21 protein-coding genes are annotated in these 20,336 nt (G+C 40.7%); 1 reads left to right on the plus strand and 20 read right to left on the minus strand.

What is annotated here, in order from left to right; all coding sequences use genetic code 11:
• The 17 genes from VB118_07370 to VB118_07450 form a co-directional block, all read right to left on the minus strand.
• The coding region (locus VB118_07370; protein MEA4832420.1) for a hypothetical protein at window positions 1–280 on the minus strand (280 nt) is incomplete at its 3' end.
• A gap of 217 nt (window positions 281–497) precedes the next feature.
• Window positions 498–1,442 carry a hypothetical protein gene (locus tag VB118_07375; protein MEA4832421.1) on the minus strand — a complete coding sequence of 315 codons (945 nt, stop codon included), beginning with the start codon at window positions 1,440–1,442 and terminating at the stop codon, window positions 498–500.
• A 92-nt stretch (window positions 1,443–1,534) separates the two neighbouring features.
• Window positions 1,535–2,542: a hypothetical protein gene (locus VB118_07380; GenBank protein ID MEA4832422.1), complete on the minus strand. Its 1,008-nt coding sequence runs from the start codon at window positions 2,540–2,542 to the stop codon at window positions 1,535–1,537.
• A 248-nt stretch (window positions 2,543–2,790) separates the two neighbouring features.
• Window positions 2,791–3,624, minus strand: a complete 834-nt coding sequence (locus tag VB118_07385) for a hypothetical protein (protein ID MEA4832423.1) — start codon at window positions 3,622–3,624, stop codon at window positions 2,791–2,793.
• A 117-nt stretch (window positions 3,625–3,741) separates the two neighbouring features.
• Entirely contained in the window at window positions 3,742–3,993 is a 252-nt protein-coding gene (locus VB118_07390) for a hypothetical protein (protein MEA4832424.1), read from the minus strand.
• A 384-nt stretch (window positions 3,994–4,377) separates the two neighbouring features.
• Entirely contained in the window at window positions 4,378–5,520 is a 1,143-nt protein-coding gene (locus tag VB118_07395; protein MEA4832425.1) for a hypothetical protein, read from the minus strand.
• Window positions 5,521–5,633: 113 nt separating this feature from the next.
• On the minus strand, window positions 5,634–5,924 hold the full coding sequence (locus VB118_07400) for a hypothetical protein (GenBank protein ID MEA4832426.1): 291 nt from the start codon (window positions 5,922–5,924) through the stop codon (window positions 5,634–5,636).
• 767 nt (window positions 5,925–6,691) lie between these two features.
• Window positions 6,692–7,894 (minus strand): LL-diaminopimelate aminotransferase, encoded by a 1,203-nt coding sequence (locus VB118_07405; GenBank protein ID MEA4832427.1) that lies wholly within the window; start codon window positions 7,892–7,894, stop codon window positions 6,692–6,694.
• 6 nt (window positions 7,895–7,900) lie between these two features.
• A complete protein-coding gene (gene nadE, locus VB118_07410; protein ID MEA4832428.1) occupies window positions 7,901–8,638 on the minus strand; it encodes an NAD(+) synthase in 738 nt (245 codons plus the stop codon).
• A 63-nt stretch (window positions 8,639–8,701) separates the two neighbouring features.
• A complete protein-coding gene (locus VB118_07415; protein ID MEA4832429.1) occupies window positions 8,702–9,400 on the minus strand; it encodes a DUF4111 domain-containing protein in 699 nt (232 codons plus the stop codon).
• 144 nt (window positions 9,401–9,544) lie between these two features.
• Window positions 9,545–11,188, minus strand: a complete 1,644-nt coding sequence (locus tag VB118_07420; GenBank protein MEA4832430.1) for a CTP synthase — start codon at window positions 11,186–11,188, stop codon at window positions 9,545–9,547.
• Between the two features lie 114 nt (window positions 11,189–11,302).
• The gene (locus VB118_07425) at window positions 11,303–11,569 is read right to left on the minus strand and encodes a hypothetical protein (protein ID MEA4832431.1); all 267 of its coding nucleotides are present in this window, start codon (window positions 11,567–11,569) and stop codon (window positions 11,303–11,305) included.
• A gap of 12 nt (window positions 11,570–11,581) precedes the next feature.
• On the minus strand, window positions 11,582–12,364 hold the full coding sequence (locus tag VB118_07430; GenBank protein ID MEA4832432.1) for an ADP-ribosylglycohydrolase family protein: 783 nt from the start codon (window positions 12,362–12,364) through the stop codon (window positions 11,582–11,584).
• A gap of 144 nt (window positions 12,365–12,508) precedes the next feature.
• The gene (locus VB118_07435; GenBank protein MEA4832433.1) at window positions 12,509–12,748 is read right to left on the minus strand and encodes a hypothetical protein; all 240 of its coding nucleotides are present in this window, start codon (window positions 12,746–12,748) and stop codon (window positions 12,509–12,511) included.
• Between the two features lie 2 nt (window positions 12,749–12,750).
• The gene (locus VB118_07440; GenBank protein MEA4832434.1) at window positions 12,751–13,194 is read right to left on the minus strand and encodes a hypothetical protein; all 444 of its coding nucleotides are present in this window, start codon (window positions 13,192–13,194) and stop codon (window positions 12,751–12,753) included.
• A 96-nt stretch (window positions 13,195–13,290) separates the two neighbouring features.
• Window positions 13,291–13,653, minus strand: coding sequence for a class I SAM-dependent methyltransferase (locus VB118_07445; protein MEA4832435.1), 363 nt, complete (start codon window positions 13,651–13,653; stop codon window positions 13,291–13,293).
• Window positions 13,650–14,687 carry a winged helix-turn-helix domain-containing protein gene (locus VB118_07450; protein ID MEA4832436.1) on the minus strand — a complete coding sequence of 346 codons (1,038 nt, stop codon included), beginning with the start codon at window positions 14,685–14,687 and terminating at the stop codon, window positions 13,650–13,652. Before VB118_07450 ends, VB118_07445 begins: the two co-directional genes overlap by 4 nt.
• Before the next feature lie 398 nt (window positions 14,688–15,085).
• Between VB118_07450 and VB118_07455 the strand changes: the two genes are divergently transcribed.
• Window positions 15,086–16,114, plus strand: a complete 1,029-nt coding sequence (locus tag VB118_07455) for a hypothetical protein (protein MEA4832437.1) — start codon at window positions 15,086–15,088, stop codon at window positions 16,112–16,114.
• Between the two features lie 531 nt (window positions 16,115–16,645).
• Here the strand turns inward: VB118_07455 and VB118_07460 are convergent.
• The 3 genes from VB118_07460 to guaA all read right to left on the minus strand — a co-directional run bounded on the left by VB118_07460 (window position 16,646) and on the right by guaA (window position 20,320).
• Window positions 16,646–17,227, minus strand: coding sequence for a ParB/RepB/Spo0J family partition protein (locus VB118_07460; GenBank protein ID MEA4832438.1), 582 nt, complete (start codon window positions 17,225–17,227; stop codon window positions 16,646–16,648).
• The gene (locus tag VB118_07465; GenBank protein MEA4832439.1) at window positions 17,187–18,008 is read right to left on the minus strand and encodes a ParA family protein; all 822 of its coding nucleotides are present in this window, start codon (window positions 18,006–18,008) and stop codon (window positions 17,187–17,189) included. Before VB118_07465 ends, VB118_07460 begins: the two co-directional genes overlap by 41 nt.
• A 782-nt stretch (window positions 18,009–18,790) precedes the next feature.
• Window positions 18,791–20,320 carry a glutamine-hydrolyzing GMP synthase gene (gene guaA, locus VB118_07470; GenBank protein ID MEA4832440.1) on the minus strand — a complete coding sequence of 510 codons (1,530 nt, stop codon included), beginning with the start codon at window positions 20,318–20,320 and terminating at the stop codon, window positions 18,791–18,793.
• Between the last annotated feature and the right edge of the window lie 16 nt (window positions 20,321–20,336).

Here is a 20,336-nt window from a genome sequence, read left to right on the forward strand (position 1 = left end):
TATTATTTGTTTCCCGGGGCTCTGTAACGTTTTCGGTCTCGCTTTCACTGACATTATTTGTTTCCATGAAATCGTCCGGAGCTGTTTCGGATATTATTCCGGTATCGGATATGTCTGTTTGGGGCACAGTTCCGGTGCCGACAATTCCGATATCAGTGATATTTGTTTCGCTTGCCATATTACCGGGTAATCTTGAATCCGTTTCAATTTCCACGCATGATGCAAGCAGGAATATTGTGATAAACACAATAGACAATAAAACTGTTATATGTTTTTTCATTTGTTTACTCCTGTTTGGAAAAACTGATACCGTCCCCCGGAACAGGCGAGGCCTGTTCCGGGGATGTGGTTTATGGAGGAACGGATAGGTGTGGTCAACTCAATACACGCATGAATCACCGCATAACGGCTTTCCCGTATCAATAGAATATTAAGGTATCAGGTTCGCAGGGTCCGGTAATTCTCGTCGCTCCCTCAGCTTTCTTTTCCGGTGGTCATCACTTACCGAAGGTCTGTTTGTCTTGCTTACAAAAATATAGGTTTTGCAGCTCTTTTGTGCCGAATAAGTAATCAGTGTTATACAAGTTAAGATCTCCCCATTTTTTGTTTTCTTTCGAATATATTATATCAAACTGTTTTCTTGTGATTCCGAAATAGTTAATGAAATTTATAATGTTTCTGTCTTTTCCATTGAACTTTTCTAAAAAAGTCTCGAAAAGCGGAAGTGTCACAGCTTCTATCAATCTATGTTCTATTCTGTAGTAGGTTGACGTATGTATGATATCTTCCGGAACATATTCAAAAAAATCGGGGATTTCCGAAGGCACATATTTATCGTACAAGAACATCGGATTGTTGAAATAGTCCGGCGAAAACCATTCGTCATAATCCCTTTCAACATCAAACACATACTCGAAATTATGTCTGTTGTCGATATCTTCCTGTTTTCTGACGTTGTATGCATTCCATCTTGCTTTAAAATCATCCCAAAAAGCCATATACTCTTCTTTTGAGATATTAAAGTACTCGCAAAAATGACCGTAGCAGCTAACATTAGTGCCTCTGAAAATTTCAAAATAAAAATTATACTGTTCTAAGGTAAGAAAACTCAACGAAAAACTGTATTCTATTGCGCCATACATCTCTCCGTTTCTGCCGTTATATGAAGCTCCGTTATGATTCGGGAGCTTTTCGTCGACAAAGGTGAAAGGCTCTTTGCTTCCGGTCTCTTCGGTTTCCGTAGTAACAACCGTTTTCGGTTGTTCCTGCGTATTACACTGCGGATCGTCAATGCTTGAAGTTTTCATGTCATCAATGGTTGATATATCCCAGGTAGTATTGGTCTCACCCGACTGTGTTGTATTAACAACAGGCATAACGCAAGAGGAGAATAACAGTAAGATAAACAGTAAAATACAAGTTAGTAATTTTTGTTTTTTCATTGGTTTCTCCTGTTTGGATAAAACTGATACCGTTACCCCCGGAACAGGCGAGGGCTGTTCCGGGGATGCGGTTTATGGAGGGGGTAAAATAATCACCCATCGAGACGAAGGGACGCGTCGATGTTGTATATGTCGCTTACTGTTTTTGCTGCCGCAATCTCTTTTTTCAGTGCTTCTTTATCATCGAAAATACGGTCAACATCGTATTTATACATACAGCCTCCTGTAGCTTCAAATGTCTTATTAAAACATTCAATAAATTCGTCTTTGCTTAGCTCAAATTCATAAGCCATTTCCGGGATGCTAAATCTCATAAACTCAGCAACATAACCATTTGTATATTTTGTTTCGTTTGGGTCAAATGTTATGCTTTCCTCAAATTTCAACATATGAGCTTCATCTTTGTGTCGTAAATGCCAATATAAATCAATTTTAAAATTCATCTCCATTTCCAGTTTTCTGTGTTCGTAGAACCTGTCACGCCATTTTATTGACCACTGCTCATATTCCTCCGCGGTCCCGTTATACAGCAAGTCGATATTATAATCTGCAACATATCGCATGGGATAATTATTATATATTTGCTCAAAAACCTCGCGCGGCACATTAAGATCATGTACGAAGCTGTATATCGTAGTATGAGGCCATTCGCAATTGTCGGTTGCGTCTCTTTTGTTTTCTTCCGCAATTCTCTTTCGCCTTGCGTCGGCTTGTTCTTGTGATACTAAACTTTCGTAAACATATTGGGTTAACTCTTCAGGAAGATAATGATAATTATTCATGTCATGTATACATTCGACATCAATATTATATATTTCTTCAATAGATCGTGTTTCTGGCGGTTCTTCTGATATTGGAGGCTCATCTGAATTAAGTATAATTTGGGTATCTGTATGCTCTGTTTCCTTGACTTCATTTAAACCTGTGCTCGGAACTATGGTTTCGTCCGATTCCATATGCAACGTTTCTTCATTGGCATTTATGGGATTAGCTCCCGGATAATTACTGTAATCGGGGTATTCATCCGCACATGAAGTGAAAAATATTAAAACCAATACTGAAAAAATAATGATAAATGACTTTTTAAAGAATATATTCATTATTGCCCGCTCCTTTGCTACAATATAATTGTGGTCTCATCTCAGTAGCCCATCGGTATGATTGCCGCAGGCGCAACAGCTGGGATAATTGGAAGTATACACAGTACGTGTATGGCTAGAATTTCACGTGCATGTCTGAAGCTGCGCGTGACCAGATGTTGTTATATGCCGATACCCCGGAACAGGCGAGGCCTGTTCCGGGGATAGGTCTTAGATGGAAAATTTAATATGGATATAAGAGTTAATGCTTAATTTATTTTTAGCTTTTCAAGCCTATCTGCCATATCCATAACCTCATCATATGCAATTTTTGTATATGAAGCTTCTTCAGTCCATTCTGGAAGGCATCTGAGCTTTTCTATCATAATATCAAGCTCATTATCGTTTATCTTTTGTTTTTCAAAATCTTCCTTTGACATCTTCGAAACATCATATACCATATGAAGTCCTGTTTCTTCGCTGAATAACGCAAAATAATTTTTACAGGCCTTCATCGCATCTATCTCGCTGCCGTACATAAACAAATCGACCAATTCTTTTGGCTCAAGAAGCGTTTCTACCTGCTCTCTTGTGAATTTTAACTCTCTTATCATAAACATTAAAACAGGTTCTCCGAATGTAAAATTGGTTGAATGCATCTTATCCTCAAATTTTTTGACTGCATTTTCTAGAATTTCCTGCGGTATATCTTTAAAAACCTTAGATCCATATGAAAAACCATCATAAAAAGACAAAGGATAATCCTGAAAAAGACCCATAAAACCATCCCATTTTCCCGTAGGAGAAAACTTTATCTCATTAATCCACCAATCTTTAGAATAAAAATACAAATGACAATAATCGTAATAATTAATATTACCGGGTACAAAAGCTTCTTTTGTTTCGCTAGAAGTTTCAGAGGTATATTCAAGACTTATGCTGGGAACTTTATCAGTTTTCGAAATATTTGTAGAAATATCATCTGCTCCACCCGATGCACCTGGAATATATGTAGGTATTTCGCCATCGTAACACGCACTCATAATAATCATAACAAATAATGTTATGATTATTATGATCAAGGCTTTATTAAAAATTTTCATATATGTTCCTTTCATATTGAAGAACTTAATACCCATGTCGAATGTGGGTAAAACCACAGAGGATTTGCCGTATTGGAGTAAGTCAATGGATTAAAATCATATGGTTCGCCATTAGAATCATATATACAGCGGTCTGTTATAATATGTGTAATAATATTCACTCATGGAATGGTTACAGCCAGATTTGACGTTGTTTCCTGAGCTTGTGATCTTTACGCTTTCCGCGACTTTCGTTTCCACATACTCGCTCAGAACCTCTCGCAGTATTTGTGAATACGGTTTCGCGTATTTTTCTTCCTCCGGACGTTCGTCCTGATACTTCATCCAATCGTCTTCACTTAATTTACCTTTGAAGTAAAGAGAACGCATTTCCTTTGTCTTTTCTGACTCGTAGGAATCCTCCTAAAACTTGAGATTTAAATGATTGATTCTACATACATATATACGTAAAAAACAGCCCGATAGGTGTCAACTTTTTAAAAATATTTCCAAAAACTTTTAAATTATTTTTACATACAGGAAAAAGCTTCAAAGTAAAATATGTTCATATTACTATTGCCATATTATCACCAATGGCAACTTATGTCAACAACTATTTTGTTATATTCGGAGGTTATAATAATTATTTATTAATAAGGAGAAATTAAAGATGTCTAATGCCTTGGTTCCAATATTTACCGTCATAAGAGGTTTTATAATTTGTCAATTAATTTTGGACTTCTAAATTTATCTTAAATTCTCCTTGTTTAAATATTAATTTCCCTTTTTATATTTTTTTGCATTGAAGGTTAAAAATTCATCGAGAGTATCGATTTTAAGATTGACCGTTTGATGCCATTTATCAAACAGCTCATTCAAATCAAATACATCGGAAACAGTATATGACGATTGGGGTATATAGATCGGCGATGCTTCGTTCCACGAAACAGATCCGTATTCGCAACAGAATTCATCCCTCCCTGTACAAAATTCAATTTCACCTCCGACAGCTTGTGATTGTAAATATTTTCGTAATGTACGTTTATATCCCAATGTTCTGTCATCATTTAAAAAAAATGTCACTATAGAATCATTATAAGCATAATCTAAAGTATAGTTTGAAGTATTATCAAATGAATAAACACCGTCTGTTCTAAAAATCCAAGTATTACCAACTGAATTGGAAAGTTTGGAAAAGACAAAGCAATTTTGTGCTTGAAAAGCCTGTATTGTAAAATTTCCGTATATAGCGGTAGGGTCGCTGAAGGTGATAGTATGTCCAAATGCTGTAAGTGAGGTAATAAATAAATTAGGATCATAACTTGGTTCATCAAAATGCATAGTTAATATTGCATTATCAATTACGAAGTGTGAAAATTTTATATTGCTTGTCACACCGCTTTGAATCTTGCCTAAAAAGGCACTGAAAGCATCAGAATCGGACTGTGTCGCAACCGTTGAGATATACAGTGATCCATCGATACTGGCAAGTATGCCATCTGAAAAATCAAAACAATTATTTCCCTTGGGAACATTTATTGCTTTCAATGCATTCAGTCCCATAAATGCTTGCTCATCAATCGTTTTTACACTTTTACCGAGTGTAACAGTGGTAATCAGCGCTGCTGATGGAGAAAATTTCAATGCGTCAGCGGAAATGGCTGTCACAGTGTCTGGGATAACAACATTCGTGTCAGTACCAGTATAGGATAGTAACACACCGTTTTCAATCGTAAAGAACTCTTTTGTTTTCTGTGATTCCGAAGAGCGGTTCAGAATTTTTTGTATGGTAATTACCGAAACGACAATTATTAGGCATACGCATGCTGCTACCGCTAAATAACGCCATAAAAAATATTCTTTCATTTTTTTGATATTAGAAGAATCATTTATAATTTTGCGATCAAGCTTTTTCATATAAAAAAACTCCTCATATAAGTTTTTTATCAATATTTAAATTTACTTTAATTAAAGTCTTAATAATGTTCCTCCGTAATAAATTTGTTTTTGTTTGAACCATATAAGCACTGTCAGCCATAAATATAGCTTACGGACTTATCGTATACCGTTCTGGTATTCCGTTTAACCGAATGAACATCACCATATTGAATTTTTTTATTAAATATTGCTTTAGCCATAAACAGCGAAAGCCTATAACACCGCAATGAATTTCCGTATTTGTTATTTGTACTAGGCGTACTGGTAGTTTCGCTCCAGCTCATAGCAGATAAAGAATCGTCATCAATTCCTTGACTCCAATGTTCACCATCGTAAATTGTCTTATAATTTGTTAATAAATTTTGAACTTCTAAGTTTGTCATAAATTCTCCTTGTTTTAATATTAATTGTCTTTTTTATATTTTTTTGCATTGAAGGTTAAAAATTTATCGAGAGTATCGATTTTAAGATTGACTCGTTTGATGCCATTATCATACAGCTCATTATAATTAAATACATCCGAAGCAGGATTTGACATTTGCGGTATATAGATAGATGATGCTGAGTTCCACGAAACAGATCCATATTCGCAACAGAATTCATCTCTCCTATAGAATATTCAATTTCATCTCTTATAGCTTGTAATTTGTAAATATTTTCGTAATACACTCCCCGATGACAGATTAAGCAAAATCTATTATAAATTTTGAGATTTTCAGATGATCGATTCTATATATATAAACGTAAAAAACAGACCGATAGGTGTCAACTTTTCAAAAATATTTTCAAAAATATTAAAATATTTTTGAAAATATTTTTTACAGCAGCTTTATTCAGTAAAAATTTTATGATAATCGAATATATACTCTATAAAATGTGCGAAATCAGCAATGCAAGGCATGAAAAAAGCAGCCCGAACCGCGATGCGGTTCGGGCTGCTGGTCTTGCTTATTCCGTTTTATTATCTCGGCAATTAAATAATTACCGTTGAAAGAGAGAAAAGGCTCTGGTATATGGGCTTTTCTCTCTTATAAAACACGATTTATTTAAATGCCGTTTAATAATTTCCGGATGTGCTGAAAGTCCGGCTTTTATCTTCCCTTGAAGAAAGTTTTCGGGGGGCGTCGGTTTTTAAAGGCGTCCGGCCCTTTTATAAAGAGAGATTTCTGATTCTTTCGGCGGCTTCAATCACGTTTTCGCGGCTGCCAAAGGCGGTTAAACGGAAATATCCCTCGCCGTTGGAGCCGAATCCGGCGCCTGGGGTGCCGACTAAGGCGGACTTTTCAAGAAGCAGGTCAAAGAATTCCCATGATTTAAGTCCGTTCGGGCATTTCATGAAGATATAAGGCGCGTTCACTCCTCCGAATAGCTTTATTCCGGAATGAGAGGATGATTCGAAATCTGAGAGAGCGGATATGATGATACGCGCGTTTTCATGGTAGTATTCAATGTTGCGCCGCGATTCGGAAAGCCCTTCGGGAGTAAATACAGCCTCTGCGCCACGCTGAATGATGTATGGTACGCCGTTGAATTTTGTCGTCTGACGTCTGAGCCAGAGCTTGCTGAGTTTTATGTTGTTGCGGACAAGAGAGTCAGGAATGACCGTATAGCCGCAGCGGGTGCCCGTGAAGCCGGCGGTTTTGGAAAGAGAGCATACTTCAATGGCACATTCGCGTGCGCGGGGGAGCTCAAAGATGCTGTGCGGAATGCCGGGTTCGGTGATAAAGGATTCATATGCGGCGTCAAAAATTATTACTGAACCGTATGAGATAGCGAAATCAATCCATTTTGAGAGCGTTTCACGTGTGTAGGCCGAGCCTGTCGGATTGTTCGGAGAGCAAATGTATATTAGATCGGGCTTTTCTGTTACAGATGACGGGGGAGAAGGCAGGAAGCCGTTTGATTCATTGCCGTCCGCGAAAAGAATGCGGTTGCCCGACATCGTATTTGTGTCGAAATAAGTGGGATAAACCGGGTTCGGAATGAGGGTAATAGAACCTGGAGCGAAAATATCAAGCATATTGCCGAGGTCGCTTTTTGCTCCGTCGCTGATAAATATCTCGTTGGGATTAAGCTCTACACTGAAATTCGTATAATAACGGGTTATTGCCTCACGTAAAAAGCCATAGCCTTGCTCCGGGCCGTATCCGCGGAAGGTTTTTGCGTCTGCCATTTCATCGCATGCTTTTTTCATTGCTGAGACGACGGTAAGAGGTAGGGGAAGAGTAACGTCGCCTATGCCAAGTCTGATCACATTACGTGAGGGATCACGGGCGGAGAAAGCGGCAACTCTCTTGGATATTTCAGAAAAAAGATAGCTTTCGGGTATAAGTGAAAAATTATTGTTTATCATTTAATATTACTCTGCATCAGCCGGATATGTTTTTGGCATACAGCGCTTGTGCTCGCTCCTTGAATGAAATTTATCGATTATCGCACGGTTCTGAGGAGTGACCGTGCCATTGAGAAGATACTCGTCTATGGCCTTGTAGGTAACGCCCATTTCCATTTCATCTGTCTGACCCTCAAAAAGTCCGGCCGACGGCGCTTTTGTGATTATATTGTCCGGTGCTCCGAGGTATCTGAGAAGCTCGTATATTTCTGTAACGGTAAGGTCGGAGATCGCATTGAAATCATATGCCCCATCTCCGAATTTCGTGAAATATCCCATATATGCTTCGCTTCGATTGCCGGTTCCGGCGACGAGTCTGTTTTCGGCGGCGCCGATTGCATAAAGAGTCGTCATACGCAGCCTTGGAGCGATATTATTGAGCGCGGCGGAGTTGAGCCCGGCGACGGCACCGACTGCTTCAACAATGGCTTTTTTCGCGGCCGTAAGATCGACAACCCTGGTTTCGATATGATACTTTTCGGCTGCTTCGCGCGCGTCGGCCATATCCTCGCCGAAATTGCGTTTGGATTCGCACGGCATCATTATTCCGACGGCGTTTTCACACGCAAGCTTGCAGAGAATTCCGACGAGAGCGCTGTCTTTTCCTCCGCTGTTTCCGTAAACTATGCCTTTTGCTCCGGATTCTTCGAGAATACGTTTTATAAACGCGACTCGCTTTTCGGTTTCTTTCGCATAATCTCTCATTTTTATAACATGCCTTTCTTTGTTATTCAATAGCTGTTATGATTTATTTTAAGTGTTCAATGCTTATCTTGCGAATATCTGACCGCACATATACTTCGCAAAGTCCTGCAGTAAACTGTCCTCTATATCTGTTTTAAAAATATCCTCATTCAGATAGCAATTCACTGTTTTGCTGATAATTGGCGCATATTGCTCCGGGACGTGTGCAATTCCCCAATATCCGCCGTCCTTCTTTGAAAGAATTAGATTGTCTTTCGTGTAAGCAAGGACACGGCAAAGATTCAATACAACATAAATAGGATTTTCTTTTATTTCATCTTCTGCATTTTCGATGTCGCACTTTATGCTGTCTAGATAATCGAGGTGCGGAACCTCACCAAAAATCACTTTTTCTGAATTACCATAGATGGTAATACAAGCGTTTTTGATAATTGTAAAATGTGCCGCTAAATCATTGTCAGTACCATTCATTCGCAAGCAATATTCTTCTAAGTTATCTGAGCATTTTTGTTTATGAAGATTAGAAAAATGCAGTTCGAATGGCGTAGGATAAATAAAATCACGAGTGTATCTTTCAAGCACCACACTCATTTCCAAACCTTTTGGAGGACAATTTTTATCTATTATAAGCAATCCTTTAATATATTGTTTTTTCTGCTCCAATGTTGGCTTTATCTTAACTACGACAATAAAATCAATATCGCTTTTATTCCAATTAAAACAACCGAGCGCAAGAGAACCATGAACATATATACCGATCAAGTTGTCCGAAAAAACTTCTGTGCTCAGGTTTGTTATTTGGTTTAGAATATTTTGCACTCTTGTATCCAAATTTATCATACTTTATAAATATTAATTATCTGTATATTGGATTTAACATGTGGGTTTGCAGAGTATTGCGATAAATTACACCTTTTGTCCTGTTTCCTTGCTTTCTTTACACCGCAGGGCGGCGGAAATAAAGCCCTTGAATATCGGATGCGGTTTATTCGGACGGCTTTTAAATTCCGGGTGGAACTGAACCCCGATATAAAACTCGTGATTGGGAAGCTCTATTGTTTCGACTATGCGTCCGTCCGGCGAAATACCGCCGAAACACATGCCGGCTTTCCGGAAAGCTTCACGGTAATTATTGTTGAATTCATATCTGTGACGGTGACGCTCTGAAATGACATCCAGATCGTAAAGCTTGCGCAGCAGCGAGCCTTCGGCTGTGGCGCACGGATAACTTCCGAGACGCAGCGTTCCGCCCTTAGGAACCAGCTCATTCTGATCCGGCAGAAATGCGATCACTTTGTTATCGCTCGATTCGTTGAATTCGGCAGAGTCTGCGTCAGAAAGATCAAGCACATTTCGGGCATATTCTATTACGGAAACCTGCATTCCGAGGCAAATCCCGAAGAATGGGATGCCGTGAGTACGGGCGTATCCGGCGGCGATAATCATGCCTTCGATTCCGCGCACTCCGAAGCCGCCCGGAATTATTATGCCATCCGCTTCCGAGAGAAGATAAGAAACGGTTTCGGTTGTAATAAGCTCTGAGTCGATCCATACTATATCGATAAGTGCTCCGTTTTCATATCCGGCATGCTTGAGAGCCTCGACGACAGAAAGATATGCGTCGTGAAGCTTTGTGTATTTGCCTACCAAAGCGATTCTGACACTGATTTTACGTGTAGCAATCCTTTCAAGCATCTTAATCCAGTCATTCATATCCGGTTCGGGAGCGTCAATATTCAGTTCGCGAAGAACAGCCTTTGACAGCCCGTTCTTTTCAAGCATGATTGGGGCTTCATAAAGTACGGGAACGGTAATGTTTTCTATTACACAGTCCGGCTTTACGTTGCAGAACAGAGATATTTTGTTTTTAACGCTTTCGTCAATCGGTTCGTCACAGCGCAGGACAATTATATCCGGGAATATACCCATTCCCTGAAGCTCTTTAACGGAGTGTTGCGTAGGCTTTGATTTATGTTCGCCGGAGGATTTTATATACGGAACAAGGGTGACGTGGATAAACAGAGAATTTCCGCGCCCGACCTCGCGCCCGATCTGCCTTATCGCTTCAATGAACGGCTGGCTTTCGATGTCACCGGCGACGCCGCCGATTTCGGTAATTACGACATCGGCATTCGTTTTTGCGCCGACACGATAAATAAATTCTTTTATTTCGTTTGTTATATGCGGGATGACTTGAACCGTTTCGCCGAGATATTCGCCGCCGCGTTCTTTATGTAGTACATTCCAGTATACCTTACCGGTGGTCAGGTTGGAATATTTGTTCAGATCCTCGTCGATGAACCGTTCGTAATGACCGAGGTCAAGATCGGTTTCCGCGCCGTCGTCGGTGACGAAAACTTCGCCGTGCTGATATGGGCTCATCGTTCCCGGATCGACGTTTATGTACGGATCAAGCTTTTGCGCGGCGATCTTAAGCCCTCGGGATTTTAAAAGTCTTCCGAGCGAAGCGGCAGTGATTCCTTTGCCGAGTCCGGAAACGACGCCCCCGGTTACAAAAATATATTTAGGAGTTTTTCTATCGGTTTCCATATGTTCGGCCTCTTTATATTAATATTATTATTTTCATTCCCACTCGATAATCCATAGCTATCTTTGTGTAATATGACTTACATTTTGAGATTCTTTACACATGCATTATATTAATTAGTTCACTGCATTTTTGCTGTCGACGTCATCCGGTACGCTTTTGGAACGCTCGATAGCTGCATTATCACTTTCAGGTGTAAGTGCAAGCTGGTGAAGATAGAGCGTTACTGCTTCGTTGAAAAAATCCGACCGCGAGTATGCTCTATGACCTTCTCGCCTTTGTTCATCCACGTATGCGTCGATTGTATCAATCATTCCAGTTGTGGTGTGAATCGTGATAGGGATTCGCCTGGTCGCTCCCTTCATCGGTCTTCCGTATGTCATTGATGCTCCTTCTCATTTCGCCGTCCGGTTTACGAATGCTGCGTCTGCAATTCCGTCCAGACGCATTCTAATGTCCGGCGCGAGTGCTGCTGTCCATCTTTTCGGTATAGCGCTGTATCCGTAGAAAGCTCCCGCCAGCCCTCCGGTGATGGCTGCAATCGTGTCAGCATCTCCACCGAGGTTCGCTGCCTTTACGATGGTGTCCTCGAAGCTCGTTGTGCTCCTGAAACATGCGAGCGCACATTTCATGCTGTCAACCACATACCCGGTCGGGTTGGGTTCGTATCTGTACATTTGGTCTGCGCTGTATTGCGTACCTTCCAGAAGTTGTTCAATTCCGAGCAGCGAAAACTGTCTTTCCACGGTTATTAAGTATATCATATCTGTATATGTTTCGCAAGCCTCATTTGAATTTTTATCGTAGTGTGTCATCTGAGCAATGGCTGTGGCTGTCTCGACAGCTTCTAGTCTCTCTTTATAAAAAAGACCAGGATATACCGTCCGCATGAGTGCTCCGTTGCCTCCGCTGCGGTTTCCATTTCTGCGAGCGGTGTAAGCGCTGGCTTGATACCAGTTGCCTTCTGAAGGCTTGTCGATTACAGAAAGAGGCTTACTAGAAATGTTCCCAGTTGCGAGTGTTGCAGCACGTGTGATGCTGGCACTGCAGGTAGCGCCGATATCCTTTGGGCGGCTCCGGTACCATTTTAGAAAGCGAGCACCTACTTCTTCAATAGGGTTGTCGGGGTTTGCTACGATACCTTCTGCAACAGCAAGCGTCACTTGATGCGTTGCCATTATGCCACACGAATAGAACCCTGCCAGCCAACAGGCTGGTAGAGAGGTTCTAAATCAAGTGGCACATGGGAAGTCAACGCATCAAGCGGCTCCGGGGCACTAAGCTTGCTTTATTATAATTATTCAGTTGTAGGGTTGTTTTTCTTATTTGTTTGCCATACGGAACGAAATCGGAGGAAAGATTACATTCTCTCCGCAGTTCACACATTTTTCCGTAGCATAGCCGTGATTGCCTTTATATATCGTCGTTATCTTATGACCGCAGTATGGGCATAGTCGTGCGACCGTTATCCTTGCTGTGCAGTCCTCGCGAAGCTTGTCCTGTTCACTCTTAACCTTTGCATATAGCACCGGGTTGGTTTCCCGAACATTAACTTTTGGCATAGTCATTTACTTCCGTTATAGTCAACATCAATCAGACAATATGGATTGTCAAGATGGTTATTTTCAAGTAGTCCGAGTTGTTTCATGCGGATAGCAAGTGCGGTCTTTGAAACGCCAAGAAAGGCTGCAAGATTGCTGAACTGTTCATATACTTTCGGAAAGTATATCTTGTTCAGTGTTTTAATTTTGCCATCAATTCCGAATAGGAACATACCGCGATCGATGATTTCAAATGGGAGTAGTATTGCCGAAGCAAGCGCATAAGTCCCGTATTTGTGATATATCAGGTGTTTGATAGGACTTTCCGTTTGCAATAAATATACCGTTGCCACAATAAACGGTGTTTCCTTCAGGTTCCGAACATGCAGAAAATCCCCATTTATGCGGACATTCTTCCATACCGTAATTTTTATTAGTATCCCATGGAGCACATGATACAGTTTCATTTCAATCATCCTTAATCACTGACAAAATATCAGTTTCAATATCTTCTATCCACTCTGCGGGAACATTGTCGTAATTCATCAGGCAGAGCATAGCATTTATATCACAAAGCCGGGCAAGTCTGAGCCAGTCTGTTGGCAGAAGAGTTTCCGATGCCGAATTTTGCTGTTACGGATAAAATGCTGTATGGACAAACCTTGACGCTGGGCTTCCGCAACAGAATATTTAATTGCAATTTCGGAACAGTCAACTGATGTTACCATAGCATTTTTCTTGCAAAGCTCACGGGAATAACCACCCTCACCGCAGCCAAGGTCAAGTATCGTTTTATTGCTTACATCACGCATTAAGTTAAGCATATATGGCATGATAAAAGCCATCCGACTTTCACCTGCCTGTGCAAGCTCTATCCATTCTTTGCCAAGGTTGTTCCATGATTTTGTTGAGTTATCTTGCTTCATCTTCCACCCTCCATAAATTCCTCGCCGAGTTTTTTTACGGCTTCAAAATACTTTTCATTCAAGCGGTAATAAAACCGTCTGCCTTCGTTTCGACCGAGTACCACGCCTGCATCATACAGCAACTGCATATGATAATACAGCGTGTTATTCGGTACATTCAGCTCCCTTGACATATCCATCAGATAGCTTTCCTTTTTGCGCAAAATGCGTATGACATCGCAACGTGTTTTATCCGAAAACAGCTTGCCGATATCGTCAAAGCTTAGTTTGATATCACGATTTATATATTCAGATAAATATTGATAGAATTCAAATCCCAGATAAAACAAATGCGCATCCTCAGCACGGCAGAATTTAACCAATGCAGAATTAAACAGCACAGGAGCAATCATTATATTCTCATCTTTTTCCACAAGCTGCGCCTTTTCAAGGTACATGCGGATACGCTGCTCATCCTCAAACGGCTTAAAACTGGATTTAATATACGCATCATAGGTTTGATAGAGCGACAGCGTGACTTCTTTCGCCTTTTCGGCAATTTCGAGCATCTTCTGTTTGTATCCCTCTTTATCAATCAGCGCAGACAGCAATACGTTTTTGGATGCATCGCTGATTTTCATGGAATTGATATATTTTGTTCCTTTGATAATATCACAGGCAATGGGTAGATAGCTGTCATATTCCATTTTATTTCGATCAAAACAAAACAGGAACCGGGCAGTCAGCTCTTCCGGCGATACATCGAACAACATCGTAATCATTTCATCGATGCTTTGAACCTTTGTGTGCTCAGCGCCGGAATACAAGCTGTCAAAAATATTGGTCATATAACAAAGCCGCATATCCTCATTAACAAGCAGCGGAAAAGCATCATTCAGGTTATATAGTTCATTTTTTAGCCGTTTATGAATTTCACGAACCTTTTTCGGAAAGGTAATCGATGGATTTACCTTAAACGGTACAGGAGAACTGAACACAATCGAATGAATAAAATCCTGACAAAGCCCCAGCGTATTGTTGACAGCGTATTTCATGTTGATAGGTACACTCCACTCATTTTAATCTCCCTTTATTCTATCATGTTGGAGAATAAAAGTCAATTTGTTTCAAGTAAATGCTTGACAAATTATGGAGCGTGTGATATAATGAATAGAATTTATATATGAGGTGCAACGATGATTATAAAGTAATTCAAATTTATTGATAGTAAATCACAATGTCCGGAAAGGCTATTCCTTTCGGGCTTGGTTTGTTATTGAAATTTGGGTTGCTTAGCCGTTACGGCGGTATGTATTGTTGCACTATTTTTGTATCTATATGACTTTATGCACATGGATACGTTATAGATGCGACAAACAGCTCTATTTTCGATATGCAATGATTTGCTATCGAAGGTGGAGCTATTTTATTTAATTATTTGGAGGATTATAGCATGGACTTAATGAAAATTGTTGATGTATTAAAAGAAAACGCAACTTGTAACTACAAAGATGATATAGCGATAATATGCTTATATGGATCATTCATTCAAGGCACCGCACACAGTAAATCTGATATTGATTTTTATTTTATCCCTAAGACAAACAGAGGATATGAACTTGCAAAAGCGTTTATAATCAATGATGTTGGATTTGATTTTTGGGCAATTTCATGGGAGAGAGCTGAAAGCATTGCAGCTTACAAACAAGGTTTTGTTTCTTTAATTGCCGATGCACAGGTAATCTGGCAAAGTACCGCTGGAGACAAAGAAAGATTTGAAAAATTAAGAAAGTCTGCATTAGCTCCCACTATAAATTTTCACGAAAGAGTAAAAGAACTATATTCTCAATGTGAGCACCAGTATTGTCAGATATGTACTTCATTTGATTTTCCCGTTCAAAAACAGATTGCTTCAAAGTTAGTTACCAACGTTGTAGAACTACTTGCTTTATTAAATCATACTTACACACACCGGGGTTGGAGACATAGCATTGAGGAGGTCAATCAATTGGACATTATTCCACTTGATTTTTCAAACAAATGTAAGGATATTCTTTACTCCACTGACGGTAACGAATTACAAAAATGCATATGCAATCTTCTTGTTCAGATTCAAGATCTGAATACAGATAAAACCAGCTCTATAACGGATTTTAAAAATGCTTTTGCAGGATTTTATGAAGAAGCCAAATCAATTTATAACAAATTATATCACGCTTGTGATATTTCTGATGGAATAACCGCTATAATGGCTGGAGCTGCATTACAGCAAGATATTATGGACACCATCGGAATAAAGGAATATAAAAAACGGTTTTCTGATATCGTGGGAATGTTTAATCCATCAGATCTGAATGGATATAAAAAAGCAGTAGAATATCACGAAAAGGACTTTCAAACGTTTCTTTCTGAAAACGAAGTTACAGTTTGTCATTATGAAACATATGAACACTTTGAAAAGGAAATGAGGACAGATAAATGAATCATATAAAACGCTCTTATAAAGTTCTTGGAGATTATAATTCAGCATACGAATTTTTAAAATCAGAGTACACACTATTACATTTAAACTCAATGATGCTTCCACAATTTTTTGAGTATGCACATACGCATCCGGCATTTAATCACAAGCTTACTCATCGTATGAGTCTCTGGGAAGAAAACGAAAAAATTGTAGGCTTATGCGGATACGAAATGAATATTGGAGAGGCATATTTAATTTGCGATAATAACCATATTGCTCTACTACCCGAAATGCTGCATGAAGCTGAGCAAAAACTTTCTATCAAAACGGAAAAAGGGTATCAGCTTGTGGTGTCAGTCATGAATTCACAGAAAAAGCACATCAATCTGTTGAAAGATAACGGATACAGTTTCAGCTATTCAGAGCCTGTACGAATTTACCGTTTTGAAAACGGATTTCCGGAGCTTTCTTTGCCTGACGGTTTTGTATGCCATTCTCTTGAAGGGGAGCTTGATTTTGAGAAGCTTAACCGGTGCATTTGGAGAGGATTTAATCATACGGGTCCGGTCGAGTACGATATTGATGCACAAAAGCATTATCTTGGCTTTCACCGACAATTTCACCCAATTCCTTACGTGAGGTCATATTAGTAGACTTCTGTGCCACTGGCACAGAAGTTAAATCTGTACGCTGTCCTTGTCGTTTCATAGAATCAAGTCGCATTTTATACGCAAACGCTTTCTCACTGGGCAGGATTTCTTCACGCTGTAAGTTACTGTCTACCATTGAAAGTACAGCTTCATCATGGCTTAATTCCTGAACACGGGCAGGGATAGTTGTGATACCGGCTATTTCACAGGCGTGTTTTCGTCTGTGTCCTGATACCATTTCATAATTGCCGTTCTCTTTTACTCGGACAAGCACAGGCTGAATCAGTCCTCGTGTTTTGATGCTCTCCACAAGCTCTGCCATACTTTCATCATCCTTCACTTTATACGGATGGTCGGGAAAGTCTGAAATTAGCTCAATGGGAAGATTCATAAGTCTTTCCAGCTTGTTTTCCGCGCGGATGTCATCGGTGGTAAAGAGGTCATCGACAGGGTGAAGTGCGAGATCTATTTTGCCTTTCAAGTTCTGTCACCTCCTTCGTCAGATTCTCATACGCGGCGGCTACCTTGCCGGATTTATCGTATTCAAAGATACTTACACCGGCTGCGGAGCTTTCTGCCGCGCGGATAGAATGTGGAATCTCCGTTTCAAAGACATTGACATGACTGCCGTAATGATTTCGGAGTTCATCAATGACTTCGTTTGCAAGATTAGTACGCCTGTCCACCATTGTGAGCAGAATACCTTCGACACGAAGCTCCAGGTTAATATGCCGTTTCACCTTGCCGACCGAACCCATCAGCAAATCCAAACCTTTTGCAGACAGGAAATGCGGTTGTGCCGGAACAATTAGGCTGTCTGCCGCAGTGAGTGCGTTGACAGTGAGCATACCGAGTGAGGGCGCGCAGTCAATAAGAATGTAATCATAATTCGGTCGTTGCATATCCACATAGGATTTCAGAACGCTTTCACGCCGCATGACATTTACGATACGGATTTCAATACCGGATAGGTCTATGTTCGACGGCAGGAGGTCAAAGCCTTCTTTATGATGAAGCAAAGCCGTGTCGGGAAGTATCTCGTTATCGTCCATAACATCCTGCATGATATTTGCAAGGCTTACGGGTAACTCATCGGGATTCTTATACCCGAGAGCAACGGTCATGCTTGCCTGTGCGTCTGCATCAATCAAAAGTACGCTCTTATCCATACGGGCAAGTCCTGCTCCGAGATTGATGGTTGTTGTGGTCTTGCCAACGCCGCCTTTCTGATTACATACTGAAATGACTTTACATTGGGACATCTTTTTTCCTCCTTCTTATTTGATTTGGCTTTTGAACCACATAAACGCAAAACCATGACTGAAAGCGCAAATAATATATCTACACGGTCGGTGTTCGCCCATCTTTTGGTTTTGCGCTTATGTGGTTGCACTTAATTCGACCTCGTCCCCCAAATGCACGAAAGGAATGCTTCAAGCATCCGGTTTGCTTAACCGGGTTCATAGGAATCTCACCTCTCCGCCTTCATTATGGCCGAGCCGCGAATTACGGAAGTATCATTATTCCTTGTGCCTGTCATCGCCACCACCGGAAGCAATCCGGTTTTTATTGTATAGGTTGAATCGCTCTCTTCCGAAGGGGAAGGTCATGGCGCACCTACAATCACGGCTTAAGGTTTCCCTCAACACAAGTAATGTACCTGAAGAATGTATATTCAATTTTCAAGGTTCAAGGAGGATTTGTTTCTCCTCTCACTACCCAACGGACAAAAAAACCGAAAAATTCAACCCCCTTTGCAAAAAAAATTGAGAAATATCGAAAATGATATTTCTCAAGTCAAATAATTAGATTATTTAGGCAACAAAAAAAGACGGACATCAATCTCAAATAAGATCAATGTCCGTCTTATATTATAGAATTTACGGCTAACTTGTAAGCCACTCGATATTATTCCATCTGGCAAAAAAAGCTTTTTTTAACTCGAAAAGTTGCAAAAAGGTTGCAAAAGCAATTGGGCGAGAATGGCAAAGTCCGCAAACCCACATGATTACAGGGTTTTTCGGCACATCAAAGCCGGTTAATATCATTCCCACTCAATCGTCGCGGGAGGCTTTCCTGTAATATCGTATACAATGCGGTTCACGCCCTTGACTTCGTTTGTAATGCGTGAAGATACCTTTTTCAAAAGCTTATGAGAAAGCGGAGCGTATTCGCATGTCATGAAGTCGTTCGTTTTAACTGCGCGAAGCGCGACTGTATAATCGTATGTCCTGAAATCGCCCATTACACCGACTGATTTCAAATCCGTGAGAACGGCGAAATACTGGCTTGCTTTAACGCGTGATCGTTTCATCTCCTCGCGGAAGATGGCGTCGGCATCCCTGAGAATATCGAGCTTTTCACGGGTTATTTCGCCTATGATCCTTATCGCAAGTCCGGGACCGGGAAACGGCTGACGGTTGACGAGAAAATCGGGAAGCCCGAGCAGTCTTCCTAAATTTCTGACTTCGTCCTTGAAGAGTCCGCGAAGCGGTTCAACAATTCCCGAAAAACGAGTATGTTCCGGTAAGCCTCCGACATTGTGATGACTTTTTATTGTTGCTGTATGATTGGCGCCGGATTCGATGACGTCGGGATATATTGTGCCCTGAGCCAAGAATTTTGCGTCGTTAAATTTTGAGGCCTGTTCTTCGAAAACCTCTACGAAAAGTCGTCCGATTGTTTTACGCTTTTTTTCGGGATCGGATATACCCGAAATTGCAGATAAAAACCTCTCCGAGGCGTCGACTCTGACAAATTTCAGATCGCGTTTTGAAAACACGGATTCTATTTCGTCGCCTTCGTTTTTTCTCATAAATCCGTGATCTACAAAGATACAGATAAGCTGTTCTCCGATCGCTTTTGAAAGAATGGCGGCGCAGACGGAGGAATCGACTCCGCCGGAAAGTCCGAGAATTACTTTTTCATTTCCGATTTTTGCCCGCACCTCGTCAACGGTTGTTTTCAAATAATCGTCCATGGAATAATCTCCGGACGCATGGCACACTTCGTAAAGAAAATTATGGAGAATTTCTTTTCCGCGTTTGGTTTCTTCGACTTCGGGATGGAACTGCACACCATAAAATGAACGCTTTTCATCATAAACAGCCGCGTTCAGACAGGATGCGGTGTTGGCCGCGCTTATAAATCCCTCAGGGAGCTTTGTGACCATGTCGGTATGACTCATCAGAACCGTTTGCGAACCGGACAGCTCTTTAAAAATCGGGCATCCGGTATTTTTAAGCTCCAATTGCGTCTGGCCGTATTCGCTTGAGACGCAGGATTCGACTTTTCCGCCGAGCATATGGCACATAAGCTGCATTCCGTAGCATATTCCGAGCATAGGAATGCCGAGCAAATATATCTGAGCGCTGCACATTGGAGAATCAGGCATGTAAACGGCATTCGGACCGCCTGTAAAAATTATGCCGATAGGATTATATGCTTTGATGGTTTCAATTGAAGCGTCGCAGGGGAGGATCACGGAGTATACATTTTGCTCGCGGACTCTCCTTGCGATCAATTGCTTATATTGGCCGCCGAAATCCAGGATTATGACAGTTTCGTTTTTCATGAATTGATCCTTGTCT

The sequence above is a fragment of the Oscillospiraceae bacterium genome (assembly GCA_034925865.1).
GTDB lineage: Bacteria > Bacillota > Clostridia > Oscillospirales > SIG627 > SIG704.